The 26,726-nt window shown below is 61.2% G+C and carries 25 protein-coding genes and 1 tRNA gene; 14 read left to right on the top strand and 12 right to left on the bottom strand.

Annotation, left to right across the window (positions count from 1 at the left end):
- Positions 1 to 83 precede the first annotated feature (83 nt).
- Positions 84 to 653: an RNA 2',3'-cyclic phosphodiesterase gene (gene thpR / locus MAMT_RS07480; RefSeq protein WP_142660363.1), complete on the bottom strand. Its 570-nt coding sequence runs from the start codon at positions 651 to 653 to the stop codon at positions 84 to 86.
- A 119-nt stretch (positions 654 to 772) separates the two neighbouring features.
- Here thpR and MAMT_RS07485 point away from each other — a divergent pair, with 119 nt between their 5' ends.
- A complete protein-coding gene (locus MAMT_RS07485; protein WP_142660364.1) occupies positions 773 to 1,150 on the top strand; it encodes an NADH-quinone oxidoreductase subunit A in 378 nt (125 codons plus the stop codon).
- 5 nt (positions 1,151 to 1,155) lie between these two features.
- Here MAMT_RS07485 and MAMT_RS07490 read toward each other — a convergent pair whose 3' ends face one another.
- The 3 genes from MAMT_RS07490 to MAMT_RS07500 are packed head-to-tail and all read right to left on the bottom strand — an operon-like array spanning position 1,156 to position 2,440.
- Positions 1,156 to 1,509, bottom strand: coding sequence for a DMT family transporter (locus tag MAMT_RS07490; protein WP_142660365.1), 354 nt, complete (start codon positions 1,507 to 1,509; stop codon positions 1,156 to 1,158).
- Complete coding sequence (gene pyrE, locus MAMT_RS07495) at positions 1,509 to 2,054, bottom strand: orotate phosphoribosyltransferase (RefSeq protein WP_142660366.1); 546 nt, start codon at positions 2,052 to 2,054, stop codon at positions 1,509 to 1,511. The genes MAMT_RS07490 and pyrE overlap by 1 nt, the downstream gene beginning before the upstream one ends.
- A gap of 5 nt (positions 2,055 to 2,059) precedes the next feature.
- Complete coding sequence (locus tag MAMT_RS07500) at positions 2,060 to 2,440, bottom strand: RidA family protein (RefSeq protein ID WP_142660367.1); 381 nt, start codon at positions 2,438 to 2,440, stop codon at positions 2,060 to 2,062.
- A 101-nt stretch (positions 2,441 to 2,541) separates the two neighbouring features.
- On the opposite strand from MAMT_RS07500, the gene MAMT_RS07505 reads away from it, so the two are divergent.
- The 8 genes from MAMT_RS07505 to murD all read left to right on the top strand — a co-directional run bounded on the left by MAMT_RS07505 (position 2,542) and on the right by murD (position 11,135).
- Positions 2,542 to 3,183 carry a MarC family protein gene (locus MAMT_RS07505; RefSeq protein WP_142660368.1) on the top strand — a complete coding sequence of 214 codons (642 nt, stop codon included), beginning with the start codon at positions 2,542 to 2,544 and terminating at the stop codon, positions 3,181 to 3,183.
- A 24-nt stretch (positions 3,184 to 3,207) separates the two neighbouring features.
- A complete protein-coding gene (locus tag MAMT_RS07510; protein WP_142660369.1) occupies positions 3,208 to 4,335 on the top strand; it encodes an anthranilate synthase component I family protein in 1,128 nt (375 codons plus the stop codon).
- 11 nt (positions 4,336 to 4,346) lie between these two features.
- Entirely contained in the window at positions 4,347 to 5,312 is a 966-nt protein-coding gene (gene hprK / locus MAMT_RS07515) for an HPr(Ser) kinase/phosphatase (protein ID WP_142660370.1), read from the top strand.
- 8 nt (positions 5,313 to 5,320) lie between these two features.
- Positions 5,321 to 5,644 (top strand): HPr family phosphocarrier protein, encoded by a 324-nt coding sequence (locus MAMT_RS07520; protein ID WP_142660371.1) that lies wholly within the window; start codon positions 5,321 to 5,323, stop codon positions 5,642 to 5,644.
- Between the two features lie 208 nt (positions 5,645 to 5,852).
- On the top strand, positions 5,853 to 7,607 hold the full coding sequence (gene ptsP, locus MAMT_RS07525) for a phosphoenolpyruvate--protein phosphotransferase (RefSeq protein WP_142660372.1): 1,755 nt from the start codon (positions 5,853 to 5,855) through the stop codon (positions 7,605 to 7,607).
- Between the two features lie 12 nt (positions 7,608 to 7,619).
- On the top strand, positions 7,620 to 8,366 hold the full coding sequence (locus MAMT_RS07530; RefSeq protein ID WP_246186581.1) for a nucleotidyltransferase family protein: 747 nt from the start codon (positions 7,620 to 7,622) through the stop codon (positions 8,364 to 8,366).
- A gap of 10 nt (positions 8,367 to 8,376) precedes the next feature.
- Positions 8,377 to 9,726 (top strand): MurL-like N-terminal domain-containing, encoded by a 1,350-nt coding sequence (locus tag MAMT_RS11400; protein WP_178087003.1) that lies wholly within the window; start codon positions 8,377 to 8,379, stop codon positions 9,724 to 9,726.
- Complete coding sequence (gene murD / locus MAMT_RS07535; RefSeq protein WP_178087004.1) at positions 9,723 to 11,135, top strand: UDP-N-acetylmuramoyl-L-alanine--D-glutamate ligase; 1,413 nt, start codon at positions 9,723 to 9,725, stop codon at positions 11,133 to 11,135. The genes MAMT_RS11400 and murD overlap by 4 nt, the downstream gene beginning before the upstream one ends.
- Here the strand turns inward: murD and MAMT_RS07540 are convergent.
- Positions 11,110 to 11,181 (bottom strand) — tRNA-Lys (locus MAMT_RS07540). The genes murD and MAMT_RS07540 overlap by 26 nt on opposite strands.
- 128 nt (positions 11,182 to 11,309) lie before the next feature.
- Here MAMT_RS07540 and folE2 point away from each other — a divergent pair.
- The 5 genes from folE2 (at position 11,310) to lpdA (ending at position 19,878) form a co-directional block, all read left to right on the top strand.
- The gene (gene folE2, locus MAMT_RS07545) at positions 11,310 to 12,125 is read left to right on the top strand and encodes a GTP cyclohydrolase FolE2 (protein WP_142660374.1); all 816 of its coding nucleotides are present in this window, start codon (positions 11,310 to 11,312) and stop codon (positions 12,123 to 12,125) included.
- 286 nt (positions 12,126 to 12,411) lie between these two features.
- Complete coding sequence (gene thiC / locus MAMT_RS07550) at positions 12,412 to 14,334, top strand: phosphomethylpyrimidine synthase ThiC (protein ID WP_142660375.1); 1,923 nt, start codon at positions 12,412 to 12,414, stop codon at positions 14,332 to 14,334.
- 185 nt (positions 14,335 to 14,519) lie between these two features.
- Positions 14,520 to 17,246: a 2-oxoglutarate dehydrogenase E1 component gene (locus tag MAMT_RS07555; protein ID WP_142660376.1), complete on the top strand. Its 2,727-nt coding sequence runs from the start codon at positions 14,520 to 14,522 to the stop codon at positions 17,244 to 17,246.
- Positions 17,247 to 17,254: 8 nt separating this feature from the next.
- Positions 17,255 to 18,451: a 2-oxoglutarate dehydrogenase complex dihydrolipoyllysine-residue succinyltransferase gene (gene odhB, locus MAMT_RS07560; RefSeq protein WP_142660377.1), complete on the top strand. Its 1,197-nt coding sequence runs from the start codon at positions 17,255 to 17,257 to the stop codon at positions 18,449 to 18,451.
- Between the two features lie 17 nt (positions 18,452 to 18,468).
- Entirely contained in the window at positions 18,469 to 19,878 is a 1,410-nt protein-coding gene (gene lpdA, locus MAMT_RS07565) for a dihydrolipoyl dehydrogenase (RefSeq protein ID WP_178087005.1), read from the top strand.
- Here lpdA and alr read toward each other — a convergent pair.
- From alr to MAMT_RS07600, 7 genes are all read right to left on the bottom strand, one after another.
- Positions 19,849 to 21,087, bottom strand: coding sequence for an alanine racemase (gene alr, locus MAMT_RS07570; RefSeq protein WP_142660379.1), 1,239 nt, complete (start codon positions 21,085 to 21,087; stop codon positions 19,849 to 19,851). The genes lpdA and alr overlap by 30 nt on opposite strands.
- Positions 21,084 to 21,692 carry a tRNA (adenosine(37)-N6)-threonylcarbamoyltransferase complex dimerization subunit type 1 TsaB gene (gene tsaB, locus MAMT_RS07575; RefSeq protein WP_142660380.1) on the bottom strand — a complete coding sequence of 203 codons (609 nt, stop codon included), beginning with the start codon at positions 21,690 to 21,692 and terminating at the stop codon, positions 21,084 to 21,086. The genes alr and tsaB overlap by 4 nt, the downstream gene beginning before the upstream one ends.
- Before the next feature lie 42 nt (positions 21,693 to 21,734).
- Positions 21,735 to 22,154, bottom strand: a complete 420-nt coding sequence (gene tsaE / locus MAMT_RS07580; protein ID WP_142660381.1) for a tRNA (adenosine(37)-N6)-threonylcarbamoyltransferase complex ATPase subunit type 1 TsaE — start codon at positions 22,152 to 22,154, stop codon at positions 21,735 to 21,737.
- Positions 22,126 to 23,049 carry a thiamine-phosphate kinase gene (thiL, locus tag MAMT_RS07585; protein ID WP_142660382.1) on the bottom strand — a complete coding sequence of 308 codons (924 nt, stop codon included), beginning with the start codon at positions 23,047 to 23,049 and terminating at the stop codon, positions 22,126 to 22,128. Before thiL ends, tsaE begins: the two co-directional genes overlap by 29 nt.
- Before the next feature lie 30 nt (positions 23,050 to 23,079).
- Positions 23,080 to 23,850, bottom strand: a complete 771-nt coding sequence (locus MAMT_RS07590; protein WP_142660383.1) for a CPBP family intramembrane glutamic endopeptidase — start codon at positions 23,848 to 23,850, stop codon at positions 23,080 to 23,082.
- An 82-nt stretch (positions 23,851 to 23,932) separates the two neighbouring features.
- Positions 23,933 to 24,949: a signal peptide peptidase SppA gene (gene sppA, locus MAMT_RS07595; RefSeq protein WP_142660384.1), complete on the bottom strand. Its 1,017-nt coding sequence runs from the start codon at positions 24,947 to 24,949 to the stop codon at positions 23,933 to 23,935.
- Positions 24,950 to 25,055: 106 nt separating this feature from the next.
- A complete protein-coding gene (locus MAMT_RS07600) occupies positions 25,056 to 26,573 on the bottom strand; it encodes a class I tRNA ligase family protein (RefSeq protein WP_142660385.1) in 1,518 nt (505 codons plus the stop codon).
- Between the last annotated feature and the right edge of the window lie 153 nt (positions 26,574 to 26,726).

Genomic DNA, 26,726 nt, shown 5'->3' on the forward strand with positions numbered 1-26,726 from the left:
AGCTCCGGGGGAAAACCTGCGTCCCGCCTTGCATCCAGGCCCATCCGCCGCGCCTCGGGTACGAACTTTGTGAGACATGCAGGCTAAGCGGTCGTCGGCAGTGCCCACGAGGCCAGCCGGGTGTAGCGGCTGCCTTCGGGCAGGGCCTCCGAGGAGACGAGCGCCATCTCTGGAACCAGCCAGTCGATCGGCTGCGCAAGGCATCGTAGCACAACCGGGTGCTTGCGTCTTGTGTCGGGAGGGCAGGGCGGAATCACGTGTCGAGCCAGAGTAATGTGCGGAGAGAATCGCCTCCACTCTCCGCTGGAGAGATCGAGGGCGACGCACCCTTCTTGCAGAGACCGGACAAGCTGGACCAGGGAGGGGGAGGGGGCGTTCGGGGCGAGCCAGAGGAGTCCCTCTCTTCCGGCAGGCTGGAGGAGCAGGCGATCCAGCCGGAGGGGGATCATGGGCAGCCGCAGGCGCTCTACGAGGGCACAAAGCGAGCCGACCCGCTCCTCTTCCACCGACGGAAGAAAGGCAAGGGTGAGATGGATCTTCTCCGGCACAAGCCAACGGGCGGAAAAGCCGAGCCCAGGGTCGTCCGCGATCTTCCGAAAAAGGAGCTGTTCCTCTCGGGAAGGCCAGAGGGCGAAGAAAAGGCGCAGGCGCATCCTACCTCTGATGTTCCCCGCCCTCGTCCGGCGGCCTCCTCCTCTTTCCGGCAACCGAAGAAAAAAGGAGCTTCCCCAAAGGGGCGCTTCCCCGTAGGCTGAAGCGCCGAAAGCCTACCATGAGTCTTGATTACGTCCCAATCCTATTCCAGATAGTGATCGCGGTGGTCGTCGCCGTCTCGATGCTCGGAGGAGCGATCTTGATCGGCCAGCGAGGACGGCGAACTCCTGCCAAGGACACCGCCTATGAATGCGGCAAGGATCCCATCGGTCCGACCAATCCCCGCTTCTCGGTCAAGTTTTACATGGTGGCGATGCTCTTTATCCTCTTCGACATCGAAACCGTCTTCTTCTTCGCCTGGGCGGTCGTCTATCGCCAGGAGCTGGCGAACGGACCCCAGATCCTGTTTGGCATGCTCTTCTTTTTGGCAGTACTGGGAGTCGGCTTGGTGTACGAGCTGCGCAAAAAGGCGCTCGACTGGACCCGGCACGGATAAGGTCGTTAGCTTCGTCCCGCTTGGAGCGCGGCGACGCCGAGAATGATGCAGGAGATTCCGAAGATCTTCTGCCACTGGATTGCTTCTCCCAGAAGAAGAATTCCGATGATCGCCGCAAGGGCGGTGCCCAGCCCCGCCCACACCGCGTAGGCGACTCCCATTTCGAGGCTCTTCATCGCACGAGCTAGGCAGAGAAAGGCTCCGCCGTAGAAGAGGACCACGAAGGCGGCGGGAATGGCTCGGGTGAAACCCTGCGAGAGTTTCAGGCAGGTCGTGCCCGTCACCTCGAGCAGAATGGCGCCGGCCAGGAGCCACCAACCGGGCGAATGGATAAAAAGCTCCTTTATAAAAACCTCCATTAAGGGCGAACCGCCGGAATGTTTTGGAGATCTTCCGGCAGGCGATCCGCCGGGAAGACCTCGATCGGTAGCCGGAGGAGGGAAAAGAGGGGTACTCCGAAATCCACCGGCTTGGGGCTGCGGTCGACCAGGCAGGCGATGGCGACGATCCGTCCCCCTGCGTTTCGGGCGGCTTGCATAACCTCCCGGACCGCCCCTCCGGTCGTGACGACATCCTCGGCTACGAGGATCGCCTCCCCGGGAGCGATCGTGAATCGTTGCAGAAACAACCGGTCTCCTTCCTTTTCGGTGTAGATGTGCCTCCGGTCGAGGTGGCGAGCGAGCTCCTGGCCGACCGGGATGCCTCCCAAGGCCGTGGAAAGAACGGTCGGGAACGAAAGATCCCGGACTCGTTCGGCGAGGACCCCACAGACCTCCGAGGCCAGCCGGGCGTGCTGCAGGAGGAGCGCACATTGGAGAAATTGCCGGCTGTGAAGCCCCGAGCGAAGGAGGAAGTGTCCTTCCATGAGGGCCCCGGTGACGCGCAGTTGGTCCAGGAGATCCATAACCGCTACCGGTGCGCAATCGCCTCGATCTCGATTCGACTCTCCCGGGGGAGCCGGGAGACCTCGACGACGGTGCGTGCGGGCCTTGGCAGCGGAAAGAAACGCGCATAGACCTCGTTCATCGCGGCAAAATCGTCGAGGTCGGCGAGAAAAACGGAGGTCTTGACGACGTGGGAGAGGGTCAGCCCTTCTGCCGCCAGCACGGCTTCCAGGTTGCGGATGGCTTGCTCGGTTTGCGCTTCAATGCCGGCAGGAAGAGGTGCTCCGTCGGGAGGGAGCGGGAGCTGCCCGGAAACAAAACAGAAGTCCGCGGCCGCGATGCCGGGGGAGTAAGGGCCGATCGGCGCAGGGAGTCCCGAAGGGAGCACGGCTTTCTTGGGTGGCATTCCGGCTATTGAGGCCGAGGACCCTTCCTTTGACAAGCAATTGCTTTACGGCTTGCGCGGTCCGTGACCCGTAGCAAGAGTGAGACCCGAAAGAACGATCGATGATAGGCATCAGTGCGCAGAAAATTGGGCAAGACACTTTGATCTTCTTTGCGACGGTCAACCCCGTGGGAGCCTTAGCCTTCTTTTTCCAGCTCACCACGGGTTTTTCCGACTCCGAGAGAGCAGCAGTAGCCCGACGGGCGGTTCTCTATGCGGCGCTGGTCTTAGTCGGAGCAGTCGTCGTTGGCCAACTGCTCTTGGAGGCGATGCATGTGCGCGTCGCCTCCTTTCAAGTGGCGGGGGGGGCAATCCTCTTTTTGTTCGCTCTCCAGATGATCTTTGGGCGTCACGAAGAGGCAAAGGCGACCAAGGGGCATGACCCGGCGATTTTTCCCTTGGCGATGCCGGTGATTGCGAGCCCGGAGGCCATCCTGGCCGCCGTCCTGCTGACCGACAACGATGTCTATCCCATCCCGGTCCAAGCGGTCGATGTGGGTCTGTTAGTCGGCATCCTGCTGGTCACCTATCTTGTCTTGATCGGGAGTTCCCGCATTTCCCGGCTGCTCGGCGGAGGCGGCATGGCCCTGCTCGTACAAGTTACGGGCCTGATCCTCGCCTCTCTTGCCGTGGAGATCGTGGCGCAGGGGATTGCCGCTCTTTTGGCGGCGAACGGTCCTGCGGCCGTCCACACCGCTTGGTAAACCCTACGTGTAAGCCCGCAATCGATGAGCACGGAGAGTGAGTATGGCTTCACACCTCTCTGGGGATGGGGCGGCTTTTTGGTGGGGGAGGCGCCGGACGAGATTGTTCGCGGTCACCGCGAGGAGTGGGAGCGGCTGCGAACGGCGTATCTGGCTCATGCCGGAAGCGGACCCTCTCCCCCCTCCGGGGGGTTGATGGGCACGGTCTCGTTCGACGGGGACTTTCGCTTTGGAATCTACCGGCGTTGGCAAAAGAGCCACGCCCCGTGGCTGGAGGAGCCTTGGCGGAGGCGTCGAACGAACGTCCATCCTCTCCCCCGCCGTCTGCCTCCCGCCTCGTCCCGGACGGGACGGAAGGAGTTCGTCGCAATGGTCCGGGAGGCGCAGGAGTATATCCGTTCCGGCGACATCTACCTGGTGAACTTGGCCCGCCGTCTCCGCTGGAAGCTTTCTGTGGATCCTTTCCGCCTATGGGAAATGCTGCTTGCGCAGGACCGGCCGGCGGGAAGGGGCTTTCTTAGGACGGAGAGCGGCTGGCTGCTCTCCGCTTCCCCCGAGCTTTTCCTGCGGATTCGGGGAAGACGGATCGAAACGCGTCCCATCAAGGGCACCCTGAGCCGCTCCGGAGAGTCAGGAGCCGATTCGGCGCTGACACTCCAGAGGAATCCGAAGGAGCGAGCGGAGCTGCTGATGGTCACCGACGTCGAGAGAAACGACCTGGGGCAGATCTGCCGTTTTGCAACCGTTCGGGTAGGCCGGTTTGCCGCGGCGACACGGCACGCCCATCTTTGGCATCTCCATTCTTCGATCGAAGGCGTTCTGCGACCGGAAATCGACCCCGTGACTGCCCTCTTTGCCTGCCTGCCCGGAGGATCGATCACCGGAGCGCCCAAACGGAGGGCCGCCGAAATCCTCTCCCTCCTTGAGCCGGAGCCGAGAGGCCTCTATACGGGCGTTTTCGGGTACATCAGCTTTTCCGGAGACGCTGCCTTTACGATGACGATTCGTTCGTTGGAGGTGGCGTCCGAAACGGTTTCCCTTTCGGTTGGAAGCGGAATTACCATTGATTCGAACGCCGAGGCGGAATACGAGGAAACCTGTCTGAAAGCGAAAGCCTTGGAAAAGGCGTTGCGTGCGTATCTGGCGGGCTAGGGAGTGCCGAAATGATCAGACCCAAAAGCGCCTCGGATTCGGTGCCGCGAGTCACGGCCAGAGAGTTTTTCGCGCAGCACGAAACGGCGCTCCAAGGAGAGCTCATTGCCGGACGTTCGGGCTTGGGGCGAACGATCCAAGAGGGCTCGGTGAACCGGCCCGGGCTCCAGCTCGCGGGATATTTGACGGATTTCGCCTGGCAGAGAGTCCAGATCATCGGAACGGGGGAAACCTCGTACTTGAGGAGTCTGCCGGCCGATGAGGCGCGGCGCCGGGTGCGAGCGATCTTTCTACGGAAGATCCCCTGTCTGATCATCTCCCGCGGGTTCGCGCCTCCTGACTTTTTGGTGGAGGAAGCGGAGGAGACCGGAACGCCGCTCTTCCTTTCGAGGCTGCATACGATGCGGCTGATCAACACGGTGACCATCTGCCTGGAGATGGATTTCGCCCCACGCGTCAACGAGCAAGGCAGCATGGTCGACATCCAGGGGATCGGGGTTCTGCTCAAAGGGGCGAGCGGCGTCGGCAAGAGCGAATGCGTTCTCTCCCTGATTGCCCGAGGTTATTCCCTGGTTGCAGACGACATCACGACCATCTTTTGCCTGGAGGGAAGGGAGTTGGTGGCTCGAGCACCCGACATTAGCCGGTTTTACATGGAGGTCCGCGGAATCGGCATCATCGATGTGAGCAGCCTCTTCGGACTGAAGGCCATTCGGATGGAAAAGCGGGTCGATCTGGTCGCCACATTACGGGAATGGGAGCCGGGCGAGGAGATCGAGCGAGTCGGGCTCGCTCAGGGAGTGTATGAAATCTTGAACGTACCCATCCCGCATGTTATTATTCCCATTCGTCCCGGAAGGGACTTGGCAACTCTGGTCGAAGTGGCGGCTCTCGATCAAAAGCTTCGGGCGATGGGGCATAATGCCGCACAAGAATTTAACAGCAAGCTTACGAAGCTCACGAAGAGAAAGCAGTAGCGAGAGCTATGGAAAAGGGAACCACCGGGAACGCGGGGAAACCGGAGGGAGGCGCGGTAGAGGAAGCCGAGGCGGAGGTTGTGATCCGCAACAAGCTTGGTCTCCATGCTCGTCCGGCTGCCATGTTCGTCAAGGTCGCCAACCGCTTTGTTTCGAACATTCAGATTGAAAAACAGGGGGAAGTGGTCAACGGCAAGAGCATCATGGGGGTGATGATCTTGGCCGCAAACCAGGGTTCCCGCCTGAAGGTTTCCGCAAAAGGGCCGGATGCGGCGGCGGCGGTGATAGCGTTGTGCGATCTCGTCCAGAGAAACTTCGATCAGGAAGCCTAGCCTGCATATCTCACAAGCGATCTCCTGCGGCTTGCGAAATGGACCTGCCTGCTTCGTCGCGCCTCGAGTACGAACTTTGTGAGACACGCAGGCTAGTCGACTCCCTCCGATCCTCTTCTTCCTCCCGGCGAGACCCTCGTCGTGCCTTTCGGCCTTGGGGATCCTTCCTCTGCGGGAAACCTGCTTCTCTTCCCCGGAAAGCCCTTTCATGAGCGGTAGGGAAGAAGAATGCTTCGCGGGCACGGCAGCCGCTCCGGGCGTTGGAGTCGGGCCAGGGCTTGTCGTTCGTGGGGATCACGAATTTGTCCGGCGGCGCCCCATCGAGCTTTCCCAGATCCCAGCGGAGCTCGAGAGGCTGGAGATTGCCCTTCTGAAGACCCGGGAGGAGCTCTTGGAAGCCAAGGCGGAACTCGTTCGTTCCTGGTCGCAGGCAAGCGATTCCCTCTTCGAGGCCCATCTCCTGGCCGTCGAGGATCCCACGATCCTTGAGGCGGTGAAAAGACGGCTCGAATTGGAAAAGATCTGCGTCGAGGCCGCCTACCAGGAGGTGATCCGCTCCTTCGTCGAGCAGATGCAGCGCATCGACGATGTCTACTTGCGGGAGAGAGCGCTTGACGTTCGCGATGTCGGCAAGCGGGTGCTTCGCAACCTGAGGGGGGACGAGAACGCGGGCTTCGGACTGGATCAACCCGGCGTAGTCGTCGCGGACAGCCTGCTGCTCTCCGACCTCGTCTCTCTCGATCGGCGGCTTCTGCTGGGACTGGTGACCGAGGAGGGTAGCCAGTCCTGTCATGCAGCGATCCTGGCGCAATCTCTGAACATCCCGGCCGTGGTGGGAGTGCGCGACATCCTGAATCAAATCGAAGAGGGGACCGAGGTCTTGGTCGACGGTTTTGCCGGGGTCGTGATTCTCCGGCCATCCGAGGAGAGAAAAGTCCAGGCCCAAGCCGAGCAAGCCCGCTTCGTTGCCCTGACCCAGGAGGCCCGGGAAAAGCAGGGTCCGGCCGTCACGATCGACGGTCAACAGGTGCGCATCTCGGCGAATGTAGAACTTCCGGAGGATCTGCCCCTCATCCGGGAGAACGGAGCCGACGGGGTTGGGCTTTACCGAACCGAGTTTCTCTTCCTTCGATCCGAGAAGGGGCCTTCCGAAGAGGAGCAGTTTGCGCTCTATCGGGAGGCCGCGGAATGGGCGAAGCCGAATCGGCTCGTCATTCGCACGCTCGACGTAGGCGGAGACAAGCTCCTCCCGTGGCTCTCCGTGAGACCCTTGGAAACAAACCCTTTCCTCGGAATCCGGGGGATCCGTCTTTCGCTGCAAAGACAAGAGCTCTTTCGCACGCAGCTTCGCGCGATTCTTCGTGCGTCGACCCAGGGAAACGTGGCTCTCATGTTTCCGATGGTGACCGACGTGAGCGAATTTCGCCGCGCCCGCGAGCTGTTGGGGCGCGTACGGCAGGAGTTGGAGGCGGAAGGGCATCGGCTGGAGGACGTGCCTTGCGGGATGATGATCGAAACGCCGGCGGCGGCTCTCATGGCGGATCTGCTGGCCGAGGAAGCGGATTTTTTTAGCATCGGAACGAATGACTTGGAGCAGTACACGCTCGCTGTCGATCGGCTCAACGACCGGGTTTCCTCTCTCTATCCGAGCCCGCATCCGGCGGTGCTTCGGCTGATTCAGCGCATTGTCGAGGAGGCCAGGAAGCACGGGCGTCCGGTGGGCGTCTGTGGGGAAATGGCAAGCAATCTTGCCCTGCTGCCTTTTTTTGTTGCGCTCGGCGTGGAAGAGCTGAGTATGGGCTCCGTTCTCATTCCTCGGGTGAAGACGGCCGTCCGGCGCATCCGCGTCGCCGACGCTAGCGAAGGGGTGAATGCCGCACTCTTGCGGAAAGAGGCTCCGGAAGTGCTGGAAGGGTTCAACCGGCTGGCGGAGCACTTTTATCCCGAGTTGCTCGCCCCGTAGAAAGGGAGGACGATGCGTGTATTGATTCTGGCGGCAGGGTATGCAACCCGGCTCTATCCCCTCACTCTCCATCAGCCCAAGCCCCTGCTCCCCGTAGGGGGTCGGCCGATCCTCGAGCATATTCTCGATCGGGTCTCTTCCCTGGAGGAGCCGGCGGATTGCACCGTCGTCACCAACCACCGCTTTGCAGAGGCTTTCGCGGCATGGGGGAAGCAGTACCGCGTCATCCATCCCGAGCTCCCTTTCAAGATCGTCGATGACGGATCGACTTCCGAAACCGATCGCCTTGGCGCCCTCGGCGATCTCGCCTTCGTGATCGAGAAGGAGCGGATTTCCGAAGATCTCCTCGTGATCGCGGGAGACAATCTTTTCGATGCGCCTCTCTCCGATTTCGTCGGCTACGGACGGCGCATCGGCAAGCCCATCGTCGGTGTTTACGACGTCGGCGATCTGGAGGCGATCCGCCGCTACAACAACATCCGGCTGGATGAAGAAGGACGCATTGTCTTTTTCGAGGAGAAGCCGGAACATCCCGAAGGGACTCTCACGGCGATCGCCCTCTACTACTTTCCTTCGGAAACCCTGGTTCACCTGCGTCAATACCTAGCGGAAGGAGAGAGTCGGGATCAGCCCGGACGATTCATCGAATGGCTCTGCCGGCGTCATCCGGTCTTTTCGTGGCGGCTCTCGGGGAGATGGTTCGACATTGGCGATTTCCAGATGCTCGAGACAGCCAATCGCGCTTTTGCGAAGGATTAGCCGACGGAATATGGCCGAGGCTTCGAGAACGGCGTGGCGGCGTTTCGACGAACTTTGCTACGAAGGGTTCCGTTATCGGGTTCGCTCGAACCGGCTGTGCGTCTCCTTTTCCTTCCGGCTGGGGGACTCCTTAGTGTTTCGCCCGCGCAGTTCTTTCCCGATCACCCCCCCTGTGCCGGCCAAGGAGGTTTTGGACCTGCTCGTTTTTTCCCTGGGGCTGATCGAGCTCGTGAGCTACTGGAAGGCGGCTTGCCCTCCGCGGATTCGGATCGAGGCGGGGTACTTGTCGGACGAGCAGATTGCTTGGTGGAAGCGGCTCTACTTCCGAGGACTCGGAGAGTTCTTCTACCGCAACGGCATCGCCGTCACCGAAGAAGAGCTCGCGGAGATCCGCGCTTCGGGGCCGCGCTACTCTCCCTTCCGCCGGCGCGATGGCGTCGGAACCCTCGTGCCGGTGGGTGGCGGAAAGGATTCGTTTGTGACCCTCGATCTGCTGTGTTCCCGCGAGCAGGAGCCGGTGACCCCCTTTCTTCTCAACTCGTCCTGGGAGCAGCGGAACACCGTCGCTTTCTTTGGATTCCCGAGCTCGCGCACGGCGGGAGCGAGACGCACGATCGACCCCTTGCTTCTGGAGCTGAACCGGCAAGGGTTTTGGAACGGGCATACCCCCTTTTCCGCTCTCTTGGCTTTTGCCGCGCTCTTGACGGCTGTCACCCTCGGTAAACAATGGATCGTGCTTTCCAATGAAGCGAGCGCTGACGAGCCGACCGTTTTCGGAACCGAGATCAATCATCAGTATTCGAAGAGCTTTGCCTTCGAGCGCGACTTCACGGAATACACGGCCCGCTGGGTGACGCCGAGCGTGGGCTATTTCAGTCTCTTGCGTCCATGGAACGAGCTGCGGATCGCCGAACGCTTTGCGCGCATTCCCGGAGCGCTTGAGCGTTTCCGGAGCTGCAGCTCTCCTGGCCGGAGCTGGTGCGCCCGCTGTGCGAAATGTCTCTTTGTCGCGCTCATTCTCTCCCCTTTTGTCGAGAAGCGGAGGCTCGACAAGGTCTTCGGCCGGGAGCTGCTCGAGGATCCCTCCCTCGCGCCGCTTTTCCTCTCTCTTTTGGGCGGAGAGGGAAGCAAGCCGTTTGCCTGCGTGGGAACGACCGCCGAGTCCCGGGCGGCGGCAGCAGCACTCCTGCGCCAGCCCCGACCCCCTCTTCTGGTGAGGTTGGCAAAAGAGCGCGGCCTGCTGGGATCCGGCACTCCGTCGATGGAGGAGCTGTTGACTTTTTGGAATCCCAATCATGGCGTTCCGCCCGAATTCCTGCCGTTGCTCCGCGCTTCCCGACCGGTTCCGGTCTCTCCATGAGCGATCCTCTCGAGCTTTTGCGCTTTCTTGAGGCCAAAAAGATCCTCGTCTGGGGTTTGGGCCGGGAGGGAAAGGCAACCATCGATCTCCTTCATCGCTATCTTCCGGGTCAGCCGTTTGCTGTTGCGGATCGGCGTCCGGGAGCTTTGGAAGCAGCGGAGTGCACTCGACTCCCTGTGGACCGGTATGAAGAGGCCGAAGCGTTGCGGCGACTTCCGGAGTTCGACCTCATTCTGAAGGCTCCGGGAATTCCCACGCGCCATCTCGCTCTCGACGGGCTGGCAGCCAAGGTGCACTGCCAGACCGGCCTCTTCCTCCGATTCGCGCCCTGCCCGGTGATCGGCGTCACGGGAACCAAGGGGAAGAGCACGACGGCATCCCTCTTGGCGCACATCTGCAGGAGCGCGGGCCGAAAGACTTTTCTGGTCGGCAATATCGGCATTCCGCCGTTTGCGGTCTGGGGCGATCTCGATCCCGGATCAATCGTGGTCTGCGAACTCTCCTCCTATCAACTCGAGTTCGCCCAAAGCTCTCCGCAGATCGCTCTTTGGACCAACCTCTACCCCGAGCACCTCGACTTTCACGGGAGCTTCGCCGCCTACGCGCAGGCCAAAAGCGCAATCGCCCGCTGGCAATCCGCGGAGGATGTCCTGATCTACTCCGCCGACGATCGTGCCCTGGCGGATCGCCTCCAAAAGGAAAAGGATGCGGGTGCGGGCAGGCGCATCGCTTATCGCGGGCCGGCGGATCTGTCGACGATCGATTTTTCCCGCTTCCAGCCGCTGGGTCAGCACAATCGGAAGAATGCGGCAGCCGCTCTCTTGGCGGCGAAAGTCTTAGGGATTGAGGAAAGCGCCATGCAGGAGGCGATCGACTCCTTCTCTCCGCTGCCCCATCGCCTGGAGCCTGCGGGCATGGTGCAGGGAATTTTGTTTTACAACGACTCGATTTCCACCGTCCCTGAGTCCGCCCTGGTGGCGCTCGCGGCCCTCCCCGACGTTCGGACACTGATCGTGGGTGGACAAGATCGAGGGTTGCCCCTCGAAGGCTTCGCGCGCGCTCTGGCGAACTCCCCGTCCTTGCGGACCATCGTTCTGCTTCCGGAGACCGGTTCCCGCCTGGGGGACCTCCTTCAGAGAGTGGATCCTCCGTTTACCGGGACTCTGCGCTTTGCGGAGACGGTGGAAGCCGCAGTTCGTATCGCCCTCGTCGACACCCCGGAGGGAACATGCTGCCTCTTCTCGCCCGCCGCTCCCAGCTACAACGCCTTTCGCAACTTCGAGGAGCGGGGAAGCCATTTTATGGCGCTGATTCGCCGAGCTCGACGAAAAATCGGCACAACCGCTGGCACGGATGTTCCGGCGGCTTGTCTAGCAGAACGATTGGGCAGGCAGGGATTCGAACCCTGAACCAAGTGCTTAAAAGGCACCTGCTCTGCCGTTGAGCTACCTGCCCGGCCGTAAATTAACCGGGGGGGAGAGGGCGCTCCAAGTGAAAAGAGCATCCCGCTTTGTCCCGCGTCGGGAAGAAAGCCGCTTTGCGGCGGCCCGTAAAGTGAGTACGATAAGAAACCTTTTTCTCCCATGAAAAACCAAGACCATGGAACGCTGCTCGCGGATTGCCAGAGTGAGCAGGACCACCGACGCATCCGGATCGACCGCGTTGGCGTCAAGGGATTGCGCCATCCGATCGAGGTTCGTGATCGAAGCTTTGCGACCCAGTCGACGGTGGCGACGGTCAGTCTTCTTGTGGACCTGCCCCATCATTTCAAAGGAACCCACATGAGCCGTTTCGTCGAGGTGCTCAACGCGCATGGGCGGCTCATTCACGTCAAAAACCTCTTTTCCATCGTCCACGCGCTCCAAAAGCGGCTCGATGCCGAGGTGGCCCACTTGATCATGGAGTTTCCCTATTTTCTCGAAAAGAGGGCCCCCGCAACCGGGGCCGAGGGGCTGGTCGACTACCAGGTGCGCTTTGAAGCCGCCGCTTACCGAACGGAGACCGATTTCGTGATGACCGCAGTCGTTCCGGTCACGACCCTATGTCCCTGCTCGAAAGCGATCAGCGATCGGGGCGCTCACAACCAGCGCGGGTACGTGACCGCGTCAATCCGGTCGAGCGAGCCGATCTGGATCGAGGAACTCATCGAAATCGTGGAGAGTTCGGCCAGCAGCCCCATCTATTCGCTCCTCAAGCGTCCCGACGAGAAGTTCGTCACCGAGCAGGCCTTCGACCATCCGGTCTTTGTGGAAGACTTGGTGCGCAATGTCGCGGTCCGCTTGAACGCCCATTGCGACGTCCTCTGGTATCGAGTCGAGGCCGAGAACATGGAGAGCATCCATAATCACGCGGCTTACGCCTTGGTGGAGAAGCATTCCGGCGATAACGGCGGAGGTTGACCTTTTCTGGCCTGCCTGTCTCACAAAGTTTGTACCCGAGGCGCGGCAGATCTCTGTGCGGTTGCAAATCGCGACGGATCGGTTAAGATCCATCCACTAGCGCGGGGAGCCGGTAACGGCTGAGAGGCAATTCCTCGAATGGGCGACGTGCAGGAGCACGCCGCCAACGGAATCGCGACCCGAAGAACCTGATCCGGGTAGTGCCGGCGGAGGGAATGGCGAGTGCGGCGCTTCGCCCCATCCGGATTCGGTTTCGGCTCCTTCCGTTTTGGCTAGGGAGAACATTATGACACCGAATCGTCAGCGGTCCGAAGGATCGCCTCTTCTCAATCCGGAAGCGCTGCTCTCCTACTTCCCGCAGTCGGAGCGCATCTACGTAAGCGGAGCGAATTCCGGTGTGCGGGTTCCTTTTCGGGAAGTAAGACAGGAATCGACTCGCTTGGCAGACGGAGGGCGGGAGCCCAATCCCAACGTCCGTTTCTACGACACGTCCGGACCCTATACGGATCCGCAGGTGACGCGAGATCGCGGTGAGGGTCTTCCCGCGATCCGGCTTCCTTGGATCGAAGCCCGTGGTGACAGCGAACCTTATGACGGTCGTGCGTCTAAGCCGATCGACGACGGCTATCTTTCCTGGACTCACAAGGAGAGGGAGGAGCATCGCAACGGAATCCCTTCCGGGACACCCCCTCCTTCCTTTTCCCGACAGCCGCGGCGGGCGAAGGGGGGCGCCGTCACACAGTTGGCTTACGCGCGGCGAGGGATCGTGACTCCGGAGATGGAGTTTGTCGCGATCCGGGAGAACTTGGGACGCGAAAACCGCGCCTCCGAACCAATCGACCGTGAGGCACTCTCCTTCCAGTTGCCCGGGGCTCCTCTGGGAGCGCGCATACCACGTTGGATTACCCCCGAGTTCGTCCGGGATGAGATTGCGGCCGGCCGGGCCATCCTGCCTGCCAACATCAATCATCCGGAGAGCGAGCCGATGATCATTGGGCGGAACTTCCGGGTGAAGATCAATGCGAACATCGGCAACTCGGCGATCGGCTCCTCCATCGACGAAGAGGTCGAAAAGCTGGTCTGGGCGATTCTCTGGGGAGCGGATACCGTCATGGACCTTTCGACCGGAAAGAATATTCACCGGATCCGGGAGTCGATTCTCCGGGCGAGCCCCGTGCCCATCGGCACCGTGCCGATCTACCAAGCTCTGGAAAAGGCGGGTGGGAGGCCCGAGGATCTGTCCTGGGAAATGTATCGGGACACTCTGATCGAGCAGGCGGAACAGGGAGTCGACTACTTTACCATCCACGCCGGGGTTCTTCTTCGTTATGTGCCGCTCACAGCGCGGCGCCGTTGCGGGATCGTCAGCCGAGGAGGCTCGATCTTGGCCAAGTGGTGCCTTGCCCATCACGAGGAGAACTTCCTCTATACCCATTTCGAGGAGATCTGCTCCATTCTGCAGGCCTACGATGTAAGCATCTCCCTCGGAGACGGCCTACGGCCGGGAGCCATTGCCGACGCCAACGACCAAGCGCAGATTGCCGAACTCAAGACCCTTGGGGAGTTGACTCGGATCGCTTGGAAGCACGATGTGCAGGTGATGATCGAGGGACCGGGCCATATTCCACTCCAGCTCATCCAGGAGAACATGGATTTGGAGTTGCGCCACTGCTGGGAGGCTCCCTTTTACACGCTTGGGCCGCTCACCACCGATGTTGCGCCCGGCTACGATCATATCACGAGCGCCATTGGCGCGGCGATGATCGGCTGGCATGGGTGCGCCATGCTCTGCTACGTCACGCCGAAGGAGCATTTAGGGCTTCCCACGCGCGACGATGTGCGAGCCGGAGTGGTCGCCTACAGGATCGCAGCCCACGCGGCCGATCTGGCGAAAGGGTTCCCAGGGATTCAGGAGTGGGATAATGCCCTGAGCAAGGCGCGGTTCGAGTTCCGGTGGAACGACCAGTTTGCCCTTTCCTTGGACCCGGCCATGGCCCGCTCGCTCCATGACGAGGCCCTGCCGCAGGAAGCCGCCAAGAATGCCCACTTTTGCTCGATGTGTGGACCCCAGTTTTGTTCGATGAAGATCACGGAGGATGTGCGTAACTACGCGAAGGAGCAGCAGATCTCTCCGGAAGCCGCGCTGGCGCAAGGGTTGCAGCAGAAGGCGGACGAGTTCCGAAAGGGTGGAGCCGAAATCTATCCTTGATTCCGTCTCTTGGACGGGGAGCGGAGACCGAATGAGGTTGAACATGGCTCTCCCGGGCGTTAGAATTTAAAAGACGGGGTCTGGAACGAGGCAGGCCAAGCGAAGAATCAGGCTATCTCCCTCTACACCCGCCAGTCCTTGTCGCTATGACCACTTTGCCGCTTCGCGCGGATCATTCTTGGAAAATGGACAGTGCGGCGTTGGCCTACAGCAGTTCCTTGGTCGAGGAATATTATGCCCGGTGGGTTCAGGACCCTGGTTCCGTCGATTCAAGCTGGAGTGCCCTCTTCCAGGATTCGACCCGCGGAGCCTTGCCCCAGCCGACCACCGGTCGAGAGGCCGGCTCTCGTGCCCAACTGCCGGAAGGCCGCTCTCTGGCCAAGCAGCGCGGGGTCTACGAACTGATCTTTGCTTACCGCACTCTGGGCCATTTCGTCGCTAATCTCGATCCCCTCGGTTTCAATCGATTTGTCTTCGACGAATTGGAGCTCGAACGGTTCGGATTGAGCACGGAGGATTTGGAGACAGAGTTCGATTCGGCTTCGCTGGCGGGCGGAGGAGTGCGGTCGTTGCGGAATATTCTCGAGATTCTTCGGGCGACCTTTTGTGGAACTCTTGCGGTCGAGTTCATGCATATGCAGTCCTTTGCCCAGAGGCGGTGGATTGCCGAGCGGCTGGAGGGAACCGCCCTTGCGAAGGTCTTCTCAGGCGAAGAACGGCGGCGCATCTTGCAGGCGATCCTCCGGGCGGAAGAATTCGAGTCGTTCCTCCATACCCGATACGTGGGCCAGAAGCGTTTTTCTTTGGAAGGCAACGAGACGCTGATTCCGATGCTCGAAGCGGTGGTTGAAGCCTGCCCGCTTCACGGAGTCGACCGTATCGTGATGGGGATGGCGCACCGCGGCAGGCTCAATGTCCTCGCCAACGTGCTCCAGCAGGATTTCAAGACGATTTTCGACGAGTTCTCGGAGAACTACTTTCCGGAAGGAGTCTTGGGCGACGGGGACGTCCGCTACCACCTGGGTTTCGAAGCGGTGCGCAAGACCTCTTCGGGAGTGGTCGTCACCATTGGGCTCGCTCCCAATCCAAGCCACCTGGAAATGGTCGATCCCGTGGTGGAGGGCAAGGCACGGGCCTGGGAGCGGAGATTGGGAGACACGGCGGAGCGCCGCAAAGTTCTTCCTCTCTTGATCCACGGCGATGCCTCCTTCATGGGGCAGGGAATCGTGCAGGAGACCCTCAACCTCTCCCAGCTCCAAGGCTACCGGACGGGGGGCACGGTCCATGTCGTGATCAACAATCAGATCGGCTTCACCACCTTGCCCCAAGACGCCCGGTCGACTCATCACTGCACCGGGGTGGCCCGGATGCTCGGCATCCCTATCTTTCACGTCAATGGCGACGATCCGATCTCTGCGGTCTTCGCGATCCGGCTCGCCCTCGAATACCGCCAGCTCTTTCAACGGGATGTGGTCGTCGATCTCTTTGGCTACCGGCGGCACGGGCACAATGAGGGCGATGAGCCGAGCTTTACGCAGCCTACTCTCTATCAGGAAATCGCCGCGCATCCCAAAATCAGTGAGGTCTTTCTCGACCGTCTCATCGCCTCCGGAGAGATGACCCGGGAGGAGGCCCAGTCCTATCGGAAGGCATTCGTGGCGCAGCTTGCAGCGGACATGGCACAGTCCAGGCAGTCGGAGACCCAAGCCAAGTCGAAGTTGCGGGAGAGGCTTTCTTGTCCGCGCCTTCTGGAATCAGTCCAGACCGCGGTTCCAGGCGAAGAGCTGCTTGCGATCGGCCGGTCGATCACGCAAGAGCCTGCGGGCTTTACTCTTAACCCTAAGATCGCTCGGATGCTCCAGGATCGTCGGGCGGCGATCGAAGGCCGCGCGCCCATTCTCTGGCCTTTGGCCGAGGCGCTCGCCTTCGGTTCTCTGCTCAAGGAAGGGGTTCCGGTCCGCCTCTCCGGCCAGGACAGCCGCCGGGGCACCTTCAGCCAGAGACATGGCGTTCTTTACGATATCCATTCCCGCGAGAGGTACGTGCCGCTGGAGCATGTCAGCCCCGGCCAAGCGATCTTTTGCATCTACAATAGCCCGCTCTCCGAAAATGCCGTGCTTGGGTTTGACTTCGGCTATTCTCTCGACTATCCCGAAGCCCTCATTCTTTGGGAGGCGCAGTACGGCGATTTTGCCAACGGGGCCCAGGGAGTGATCGACCAATATCTGGCGAGCTCGGAATCGAAGTGGGGCACGGTTTCTAATCTGGTCGTCTTGCTCCCCCATGGATACGAGGGCCAGGGACCGGAGCATTCCACCGCGCGCATCGAGCGATTCCTCCTGCTCTGTGCGGAAGACAATCTGGTCATAGCGCAATGCTCTACTCCGGCGAACTACTTTCACATTCTTCGTCGCCAGGCTCTTCGGGGCTTCGTGAAGCCGCTCGTGCTTTTTACCCCGAAAAGTCTTTTGCGCAACCCACGCTGCTCTTCGCCGATCGCTGATTTCTCCGAAGGCGGCTTCGAGGAGATTCTTCCCGATCCCCTTCGGCCGGAAGGAGCGCGACGAGTGCTCCTCTGTTCCGGCAAGATCTACTACGATCTCGTTGCCCATCGGGAAAAACTGGGAGAGGTCGAGACTGCCATTCTTCGGGTCGAGCAGTTCTATCCGTTCCACCAAGGAAAGCTTTCGCGCTTGCTCTCCGCCCACCGCGCCGAAGAGGTGATCTGGTGCCAGGAGGAGCCCGAGAACATGGGGGGATGGTTTTACATCGAAAGACGGCTGCGAGCGCTCCTTGGCCGGGAGATCCGCTATGTGGGTCGAGAGGCGGCGGCAAGCACGGCTGCGGGAAGCCTCGGCGTTCATCGGTTGGAACAGGAGCGGATTTGCCGGCAGGCGTTCGGGGCACTATAGGGGGCGAGATGGGGGTCGAGGTGAAAATGCCCTTCCTGGGCGAGTCGATCCAGGGCGGCATTCTAGGAAAGTGGCTCAAGGCCAAGGGAGATTCTGTCGAGCCGGGAGATGCGCTCGGAGAGATCGAAACTGAAAAGATTACCTCGGAGATTTATGCCGAGGTGGCCGGTTCTTTTATCCCTCTTGTCGATCCCGGGACGCAGGTCGAGGTGGGGCAAGTCGTGGCTCGAATCGAGGAGGGTCAAGAGGCGCAGAGGGTGATCCGCCCGTCTGCCGCGCCAGCCGATCAACCGCAGCCTATGCCCGCGAAGGCTCGCCCCGCCGCTCCCCCGGACGTAGTAAGCCCGCCGGAAGCCGAGAGGGCAGAGGAGAAGCCCCGACTCATCCCATCCGCGCCTTTACGGCCGATCCGATCTCCCAAGGGCGGGAGAGTGCTTCGGGAAGAAGAGTGGGAGCGGTTTGACTCCTCCGAGGCAGATCGATCCATTCGGCAGGAAGCTCCTGCGCGGCCGCAACGGAGAGAGCCGATGAGTCCCATTCGGCTCAAGATTGCCGAACGGCTCTTGTCCGCGCACCAGAACACCGCCCACTTGACGACCTTCAATGAGGCCGATCTCACGGCGGTGAAGGAACTTCGTGAGCGATATGGGGAGCGCTTTGAAAAGCGGCATGGCGTCCGCCTGGGCTTCATGGCCTTTTTCGTCCGGGCGGTCGTCGAAGCCCTTCGGCAAGTGCCTCAGGTTGGGGCGCAGATCGACGGAAGCGATCTTGTCTATCCCGATCGCTACGATGTCGGGATCGCGATCTCGACCGATCGGGGTCTAATCGTTCCGGTGCTCCGCGACGCCGAGAACAAGGGATTTGCAGAAGTCGAGCGAGCCATTCGGGATTTCGCAGAGCGGGCCAGGTCGGGGAAGTTGACTCTCCCGGAGTTGGAAGGCGGGTGCTTCACGATTACCAATGGAGGGGTTTTTGGCTCCCTCTTTTCGACACCCATTCTCAATCCGCCACAAAGTGCCATCCTGGGCATGCATGCGATTCAGGATCGACCGGTCGCGATCCGCGGCAACGTGGAAATCCGTCCGATGATGCACCTGGCCTTGACCTACGACCATCGGGTGATCGACGGCCGGGAGGCGGTGAGCTTCCTGGTGCAGATCAAAGCATTTCTGGAAAATCCGGGGATCGTCCTGTTCGATCTCTGAGCAGTCGGGAGGCTGCCTTGGCAACGAACGCTCGGTTTGACCTAGTCGTCATCGGCGCTGGACCGGGCGGCTACACGGCCGCTCTCCGCGCCTCCGAACTCGGACTGCGGACGGCCTTGGTGGATCGCTGCTCGCAATTGGGAGGGACCTGCCTTCGAGTCGGCTGCATTCCCAGCAAGGCACTTCTCTCCTCAACCGAAGCCTACCTCTTTGCCCGCGATCGCCTTCCCAGGAGTGGGATTGCGGCGAAGGGCTTCGAGATCGATCTGTCGCGGCTTCACGCGCGCAAAGAGGCCATCGTGGAAAAGCTGGCCAAAGGCATCGCCTTCCTCATGCGTCAAAACGGCGTCCAGGTCTTCGAGGGGTCCGGCCGGATTGCCGGGCCGCACTCGGTTGCGGTCCATCTGGCCGAGCGGGAGGAGACTCTGGAGACGCGCTCTATCCTGCTCGCCACGGGAAGCGAGCCTGTCGAGTTCCCCATTCTTCCGTTCAATCATGACCGGGTCGTGGGCAGCACCAAAGCGCTCTCCTTTTCGGAAGCCCCCAAAAGCCTCTTGGTGATTGGAGCAGGAGCCATCGGTCTCGAACTCGGATCGGTTTGGAGCCGATTAGGAAGCAAGGTGGTCGTCGTGGAGCTGCTTCCGCGGATAGCGGCGGGGTTCAGTCCGATCGTTTCCAAAGCCCTTCAGCGTGAGCTCGAGAAGCAGGAGATCCAGTTTCTTCTCGGAGCACGGGTTACGCGTGCGGAAGTCCAGGAGACGGAAGTAGCCGTTCAAGTCGAGCAGGGAGGGAAAGAGCGTACTCTTGTTGCCGAACGAGTCCTGGTGGCGGTCGGGCGAAAACCATGCCATGAGGGCCTGGGACTCGTCGAAGCAGGGGTGAACCTGACGGCGGGTGGACGGGTGGCGGTCAATCGCTTCTGGCAGACTTCTCTGCCCTCGGCTTATGCCATTGGCGACCTCATCGAAGGTCCGATGCTGGCGCATCGGGCCCAGGCCGAAGGAAGGGCCGTGGCGGAGTTCCTGGCGGGGAAACCGGCCGAGTTACACTACCTGGGCATCCCGAGCGTCATCTATACCGAGCCGGAGGCTGCCGCTGTCGGTTTCTCGGAGGAGGAGCTCCGCGCGGCCAAGCGCCCCTATCGGCGTGGAACCGCTTATTTTCAGGCGAACGGCAGAGCGCTGGCGGCCGAAGCCCCGGAAGGCTTCGTCACGATCTTGATGGACGAGAGTTCCGGCAAGATCGCGGGCATGGAGATTCTGGGCAGCCATGCCTCCGATCTGATTGGCACCGGGGCGCTTGCCCTGGAGATGGGGGCGACCTTGGAGTCGCTGGCGGAGGCGGTCCAGGCTCACCCCTCCTTCATGGAAAGCGTGCGCGAGGCCGCCTTCACCGCTCTAAGGGTGCGGCGATCGGATATTTCTTGAGCTTTCCCTCAGGCCTTCTTCGGAGGACGAAGAGCGGGACTGTCGCGATCCGGTCCGACGGGTTTTTGACTTTACCGGCGCCCCACCGCCTTGCGGCAGGGAGTGAAACTCCCGGTAGATCCGGGGAACGCGACTGCCGACCGCCGTCACGATTTCATACCCGATCGTCCCGGCGATCCTGGCCAACTCCTCGGCGTGGATAACCTGGTCGCCCTGTGCGCCGAGAAGAACGACCTCGTCCCCGACCTTGCACCCGGTGGTACTGGTGACATCCACGACCGTCTGGTCCATCGTTACCCGACCGCGAATGCGACAACGATTCCCGCGTACCAAGACTTGCGCGCGATTGGAGAGCGCGCGGAAATAGCCGTCTCCATATCCGACGGCGAGCGTCGCCAGCCGCTGTGCCTTCCGAAGGAGATAGGTGGCTCCGTAGCTGACGGTTCGTCCAGCGCAAAGATGACGCAGCAGGGTGACGCGCGTCTTCCACGACATGACCGGCCGAAGCAGCCGTCGCAGGAAAGGCATGGGCGGCAAGCCGTATAGGGCGAGGCCGACCCGGACAAAGGAGCAGGCATAGACGGTCTTGCGCCACAGCGTGGCGCTGTTCGCGACGTGGAGCGCCTTTTCGGCGAAGTGCGGGCGCCAGCGCATTAGCTCCGCCCACTGCGCCTCTGTTCTTTCCGGGTCCTCGTCCGCCGAGCTGAAGTGCGTGCAGACCGCCTCGATGTCGACCGCGGGGAGCCGCTCTGCCCGCTTGAGCTCCTTGACGGCTTCTGCTCCCCAAAGGCCGAGCCTCCCCATGCCCGTGTCAATCTTGAAATGGGCGATAGCGCGCTGCCCCGACTTCTGAGCCGCGGCGTTGAGACGCTTGGCCTCCTCATAGGTCGAGATGGTCGGCCAGGCGCGGCATTCGATGGCCATCGGAAACTCGCCGGGAAGGCAGGCACTCAGCAAGAGGATGGGAGTCGTGCCCAACCCCGCCGCGCGCAGTTCGGCCGCCTCTTCGACGTTGCTCACGCCGAGGACATCCGCTCCGCCCTTGACGAGCTCCCGGGCCACCGGCACAAGGCCGTGACCGTATGCGTTGGCTTTGACCACGGCGACGAGCTTGGTCTCTTGCGGAATTCTGCTGCGAACCACGCTGAGATTATGGCGAAGGGCGGAACCGTCGATTTCCGCCCAACAGCGCAACGGGCGATCTTTCATGAAAGCTGGGCGATCGCTCCGGTCTCCCGCCTAACAGGTCCGCGCAAGTAGATCGGTTCGGGAAACGGATCTTCCGAAAAAACCGAGCGATCCTCCGCGAGTCGCAGGAAATCCTCGGCCCGCGGGTAGGCGCGAAGCAGCCCGGACCCAAGCTCCTCCGCCGCAACGGCCAGATCAATGTTCTGCACCACCTTCGGCAACTCCTCTTTCGGAAAGGCGAAAGAAGGCCGCACGAGCCGACCGAGGGAAAAGATTGTCCCGTAAAGCTCTCCCCGCCTCGCCTCGGCGAATACGCCAAGCTGTGCCACATCGGGATGTTGCAGAGCGAGGGACCAGCCACTGCAGAGAGAACGGAGCTGTGCCCCCTTGGCAAAGGCGATCGCTTGGGCGGCGGCAACAGAGACGCGGATGGAGGAGAACGAGCCGGGTCCTATCCCGACGATCACGGTTTGGATGCAAAGCGAGGCCAGAGGCAGTTCCCGCAAGGTCGAAACGAGGGCAGCCAAGTGGCGGATTCCTCGAAACTCCCGTGTCTCGACGATTCGGCCCCCCTCGCCGATCGCCAGGCTGCCCAGAGACGAAGACATTTCCAAGGCGAGAATCATCAGAGCGCGGGAGCCCGAACTGGTTTCCGACCGAGCGGAGCATTAACCCAGCTTGCGCCGGATCATCCGTTCTTTTTCGGAAAGAAGCAAGAGCTCCCATCGCTCCGTCTGGGGCGGCAGGAGATTTTCCATCTTCTCCGGCCACTCGATCACGACAAGCACCGGTTCAGCCCAGAGTTCCTCGAGATGAAGCGACTCGGCTTCCCAAGGACTGTCCAGTCGGTAGAGATCGACGTGAACCAGCGGGAGTCGCCCGGTCCGGTATTCGTGAACCAGCGTAAAGGTTGGGCTCGTGACGGGTTCAAGGGCGCCGATCCCGTGGGCGATCCCACGCACGAGCGTAGATTTTCCGGCTCCCAGCTCTCCGTAGAGAGCAAGGACCGAATGAGGAGAGGCCCGTTCCCCTAGACGGCGGCCGAATCGCTCGGTCTCTTCAGGAGACGCGGAAATGATCGAATCCATGCGAGGTGGACTGCTTCCGAGAAAGAGCGGAAGAGGGATGAAGACCGGTGCCGATCCGGCTCAAGCGGGTCGGGAACGGCCATTCCTCTCGGAGCGCGGCTTCGCGTTCCGGTGCCACGGTAAAGAGGAGCTCATAATCCTCTCCGTCGCAGAGCGCCTGGCTCAGCGAGCGCCCCCGGCGCCGGGGAATGTGGGACTCCTCGAGGGAAAACTCGATGCGGGAAGAGCGAGAGAGCCGGGGCAGATCCGAGGCCAGTCCATCGCTGAGATCCATCAGAGAGGTTGCCCAATGCCCTTGGGCAAGCCACTGGCCTTCCGACAGCCGCGGGGAAAATCGGAGGTGGCGTCCGCTCTCCAGGCTTCCGCCGAGGCTTCCCGTCACATAGAGCCCTTCTCCCGGACGGGCACCGGAGCGCAAGAGGGGAAGATACCCTACGGTTTCCCCCAGCAGACTAACGGTGAGAACGAGCTGAGAACTTCGACTCAGCTCACCGCCGACAAGCTCCACCGCAAACTGCCGAGCCAGACGCTCGATCCCCCGGTAGAGCTCCTGCACGGCAGCCGGTGCGGACGTCGGCGGGAGGGCGAGGGAAATCAAGGCGTAGAGAGGACGCCCACCCATGGCGGCAATGTCGCTCAACGCTCGAGCGAGCGCTTTGCGTCCGACCAACCGCGACGGCGTTTCCGATGAGAAGTGAACCCCTTCAACCACCGAGTCGGTCTTGAAGAGTAGAAAGTGATCTTTCCTCCGTCCTTCGAGAACGGCGCAATCATCGCCGACCCCTGACCGTACGGTGGCTCCATACCGCCAGCGACGGGTTAAGAGATGCAACAGCCCGTCCTCGCCAAGGGAAGCCAAGGAATCGGGATGGGCAATCGGTTTGCGCCGTATCATCGGAACCTTTTCGGGTTTCTCGTCGTTTCCTCAACCGAACTTCGCCAAGAGCAACAGCCCTGTTGTAAAGCTATTGAACCAGCAGTGGATGGCAATGGAGAGGAGCAGGGAGCCGGTAAATTCATAGGCGGCGCCGAGCAGCAGCCCGAAGAGGAAGAGAGGGAGGAAGCTCGGCCAGTGAAAATGGAGAAAGGCAAAGAGCAGTGCGGTGAGGACAAGGGATGCCGTGCGTGAGAGGCGATTTTTTAAATAGACGTAGAGGAAGCCGCGGAAGAGTACCTCCTCCCCCAATGGGGCAAGCACGAGAATAAAGAGGAGGAGCAGCGAGAGGAAGGGCCAGCTCCGGGTATGGATAAAAAGCTCGATCGCAGGTTGCGGAGGAGCGGGCACGCCGACCGCTTTGCCCACCACCTCGCTGAATCCGGCAACGAGCCGGAGAGGGAGATCGGCTGCCAGCGCGATCCAAAAGCCGGCAGCGATGTTCTGCCAAGGGGAGAGGCGTCGGGTGCCGAAGTAGGTGGCGAAATCGAGCCGGTGGAAGCGGACCAAGAGGAGAATGGCGACGAGGGCAAGAGCAGTCCCTGCCGAAAAAAAGACTCCGGAGACCAGAAACAAGAAAACAGTGATGAGTTCGATTGTCGAGAACGGGATCGTCGGAGCTTGTCCGTAGGGAAGCGTCCCCGCGCATCGGAGCCGGCGAAAGACGATGCCTAGACTTGAGGCGGCCGCGACGCTGGCCAACAAGAATCCTGTGACCAGCGCCCCGTACTGATGCAGGAGCTTGGTGGTGATCTCGTTCATTCCCGGCGGAAGCGGAGCCTCGAGTGGACGATCGATCCGGGAGGAACGGACGCCAGGGCTGAAAATGTCGGCTGCCGGTCTGTCACGGCAGGAATCCGCCCGATCCAAAGACGGTCGGCGCCAGATAGTAGAGACGTCCGGAGATTAGGGGAAGCTTGTTTGCAGCGAGGACCGCGCTCTTTGTCCGGGCTTCCGCCCCAAAGAGGCCGCGGATCAGTGCCGAAAACCGAAAGGGAGGTGTGTAGCGGACCACGCGAGCCGTCTTGACCTTGCCGAGATCCTTGCATTTGTCGACGGCATCTTCGAAGTAGCCGACCTGGTCGATCAACTTGGCTTGGAGTGCCATCGACCCGGAGAGAATTCTCCCGTCCGCCCAGTGCGTCTTCAACTGGTTGAGATCCAGGTGCCTTTCCCGGGAGACGATGCCGACGAATCGATCGTAGCTCTCGTTAATGAGGCCTTGAACATAGGCCTGCTCCTCCGGAGTCATCTCCCGGGTCGGATTCAGAAGATCCTTCATCTTGCCCGACTTGAGGGTCAGCGCCTTGACGCCGATCTTGTCGAGCAGGTCCTTGACGGTGAAGCTCTGCAAGATGACGCCAATGCTCCCGGTGAGGGAGAGATCATTTGCCATCAGGTAACTGGCACCCATGGCCGCATAATAGCCTCCCGACGCCGCCACCGACTCCATGTAGACGACGACCGGCTTGACCCGCCGCGTCCGTTCGATCTCGTGATAGAGCACATCACTCGCATCGACCTCCCCGCCCGGGGAGTTGATCGCCAGAAGGATGGATTTGACCCGGCGGTCTTCACGGGCCTGCCGGAGTTGAAGAGCGATGTCCTCGACCATGCTGTCGGAGAATTGACCCGGTTCCTCCCTGGCAATCATCCCTTGCAACCGAATCAGGACGATCTTCTGCTCCCGGTCGGGATCACCGGCAACAAATTCTTCCGGGAATTCCGGAGGCTTCAATTCCGGTCCGGTGCCTTTCCGAATCTGTAATCCATTCCAGAAGACGAAATTGAGCAACAGGCTAACGGCCAAGAGAACGAAAAGAAACACAGATCCGCATCCGATGCGTTTCTCGGCGCTCATGGGGCATGAGAATGACAGAGAGGATGCCCCGGGGCAATGGCAAGATCATGAGAGGGGAGGAAATCTCCCGGTTTCCCAATCTAGTCGTTCAGGCTAGCCGTGCCGGCTAGCCCTCGATCCGGGGGAATAGGGGTTCCGGAACCCCGACCGGGTAGCTTTCCCGCGGCGGGGCGAAGGAAGCGCCGGAGAGGAGGGGGCGTTCGGAAATGCCCAGTTGAAGCAGCAGCTTCCGGCTGCTCCGGGGAAGTGCCGGTTCAATCGAGACGGCGATCCGGCGGAGGGTCTCCGCCAGAGCCGCCAGGATCGCGTCCAACCGCTCCTTGGAATCGGGAGATCGGGCAGCCCGCCAGGGAGCGGCCTGGTCGACGTAGCGATTGGCTTGGCCGATGAAAGCCCATGCGACGGAGAGCCCCGTGCTGGTGTCGCCCTGATCGAATGCGCTCCGATAGGCGACTTCGTCGAAAGCCGATGCAAGTTCCTTTTCCGCCTGCCCCGCCTGAGAATCGATCCACCCAGGGACCCGTCCTTCTCGATATCGGGCGATCATCGAGAGGGAACGATGCGCGAAATTCCCAAGATCATTGACCAGATCGCTCTGGTACCGCCGGAGCAGCTTCTCGTCCGAGAAGTCGGCGTCGTTGCCGAGGGTCATTTCTCGCAGGAGGAAGTAACGGAGCGCCTCCGATCCGTAGCGTTCCAGGTAGGGAAGAGGATCGATCGCGTTTCCGGTCGACTTGCTCATCTTGGCTCCCCGATTGAGCCACCATCCATGCACGAGCAGCCTCCGCGGGAGAGGGAGCCCCAGGGCGCAGAGGATGGCAGGCCAGTAGACGCCGTGCGCGGGGACAAGAATATCCTTGCCGATGATCTGCAGATCCGCCGGCCACCAGGATTGCCCATCCCCGTTTTCGGCGAAAGAAACATAGTTGAGCAGCGCATCGAACCAGACATAAGTGACGTACTGCTCGTCGAAGGGAAGCGGAATTCCCCAGGCAAGCCGGCTCCTGGGTCGGGAGATGCAGAGCTCCTGCAGCGGTCGCTGCAAGGCGGCGAGCAGTTCGTTTCGGCGAAATTCGGGAATAATCCAGTCCGGGCGGGATTCGATTTCGCTCCGGATCCGATCTCCGAATCGGGAGAGAAGGAAGAAGTAGTTGGGTTCCCGCATCGGGACGACTTCGCCGAAGATCTCCGGCCATCGGCCTTCCACCCGATCCTTCTCGGTGACGAACTGCTCTTGCCGCAGGCTGTAAAAGCCCTCGTGCTCCTCAAAGCGGAGAAGGTCTCTATCCTTGAGGTTCTGCAGGAAGGATCGGACCGCCTCCTTGTGCAAGGGGTCGGTCGTCCGGACAAACCGGTCGAAGGAGATGTCGAGCCGTTCCCAGAGCGAGCGAAAGAGGGCGCTTTGCCGATCGCAGAAATCCTGGGGCTCGAGCCCCAGCGCCCGGGCCGATTGCTGCACTTTTTGCCCGTGTTCGTCGACTCCGGACAGGAAAAAGACCGACCGGCCGCAGAGCCGCTGGTAGCGCGCGAGCGCATCGGCAAGAGTCTTCTCATAGGCATGTCCCAGGTGGGGCGAGCCATTGACGTAATCGATCGCCGTCGTGAGGAAAAAGCGTTCTCCCATAAAGGCAAGCTCTCAGCGGAACCGTAGCCGCAAAACTGGTTTCGGATGGCAGAAGGCAGAGCCTCGGCAGGGAGACTGCTGCACTAGCCTGCATGTCTCACAAAGTTCGTACCCGAGGCGCGGCGGATGGGCCTGGATGCAAGGCGGGCCGCA

This window comes from Methylacidimicrobium tartarophylax, assembly GCF_902143375.2.
Lineage (GTDB): Bacteria > Verrucomicrobiota > Verrucomicrobiia > Methylacidiphilales > Methylacidiphilaceae > Methylacidimicrobium > Methylacidimicrobium tartarophylax.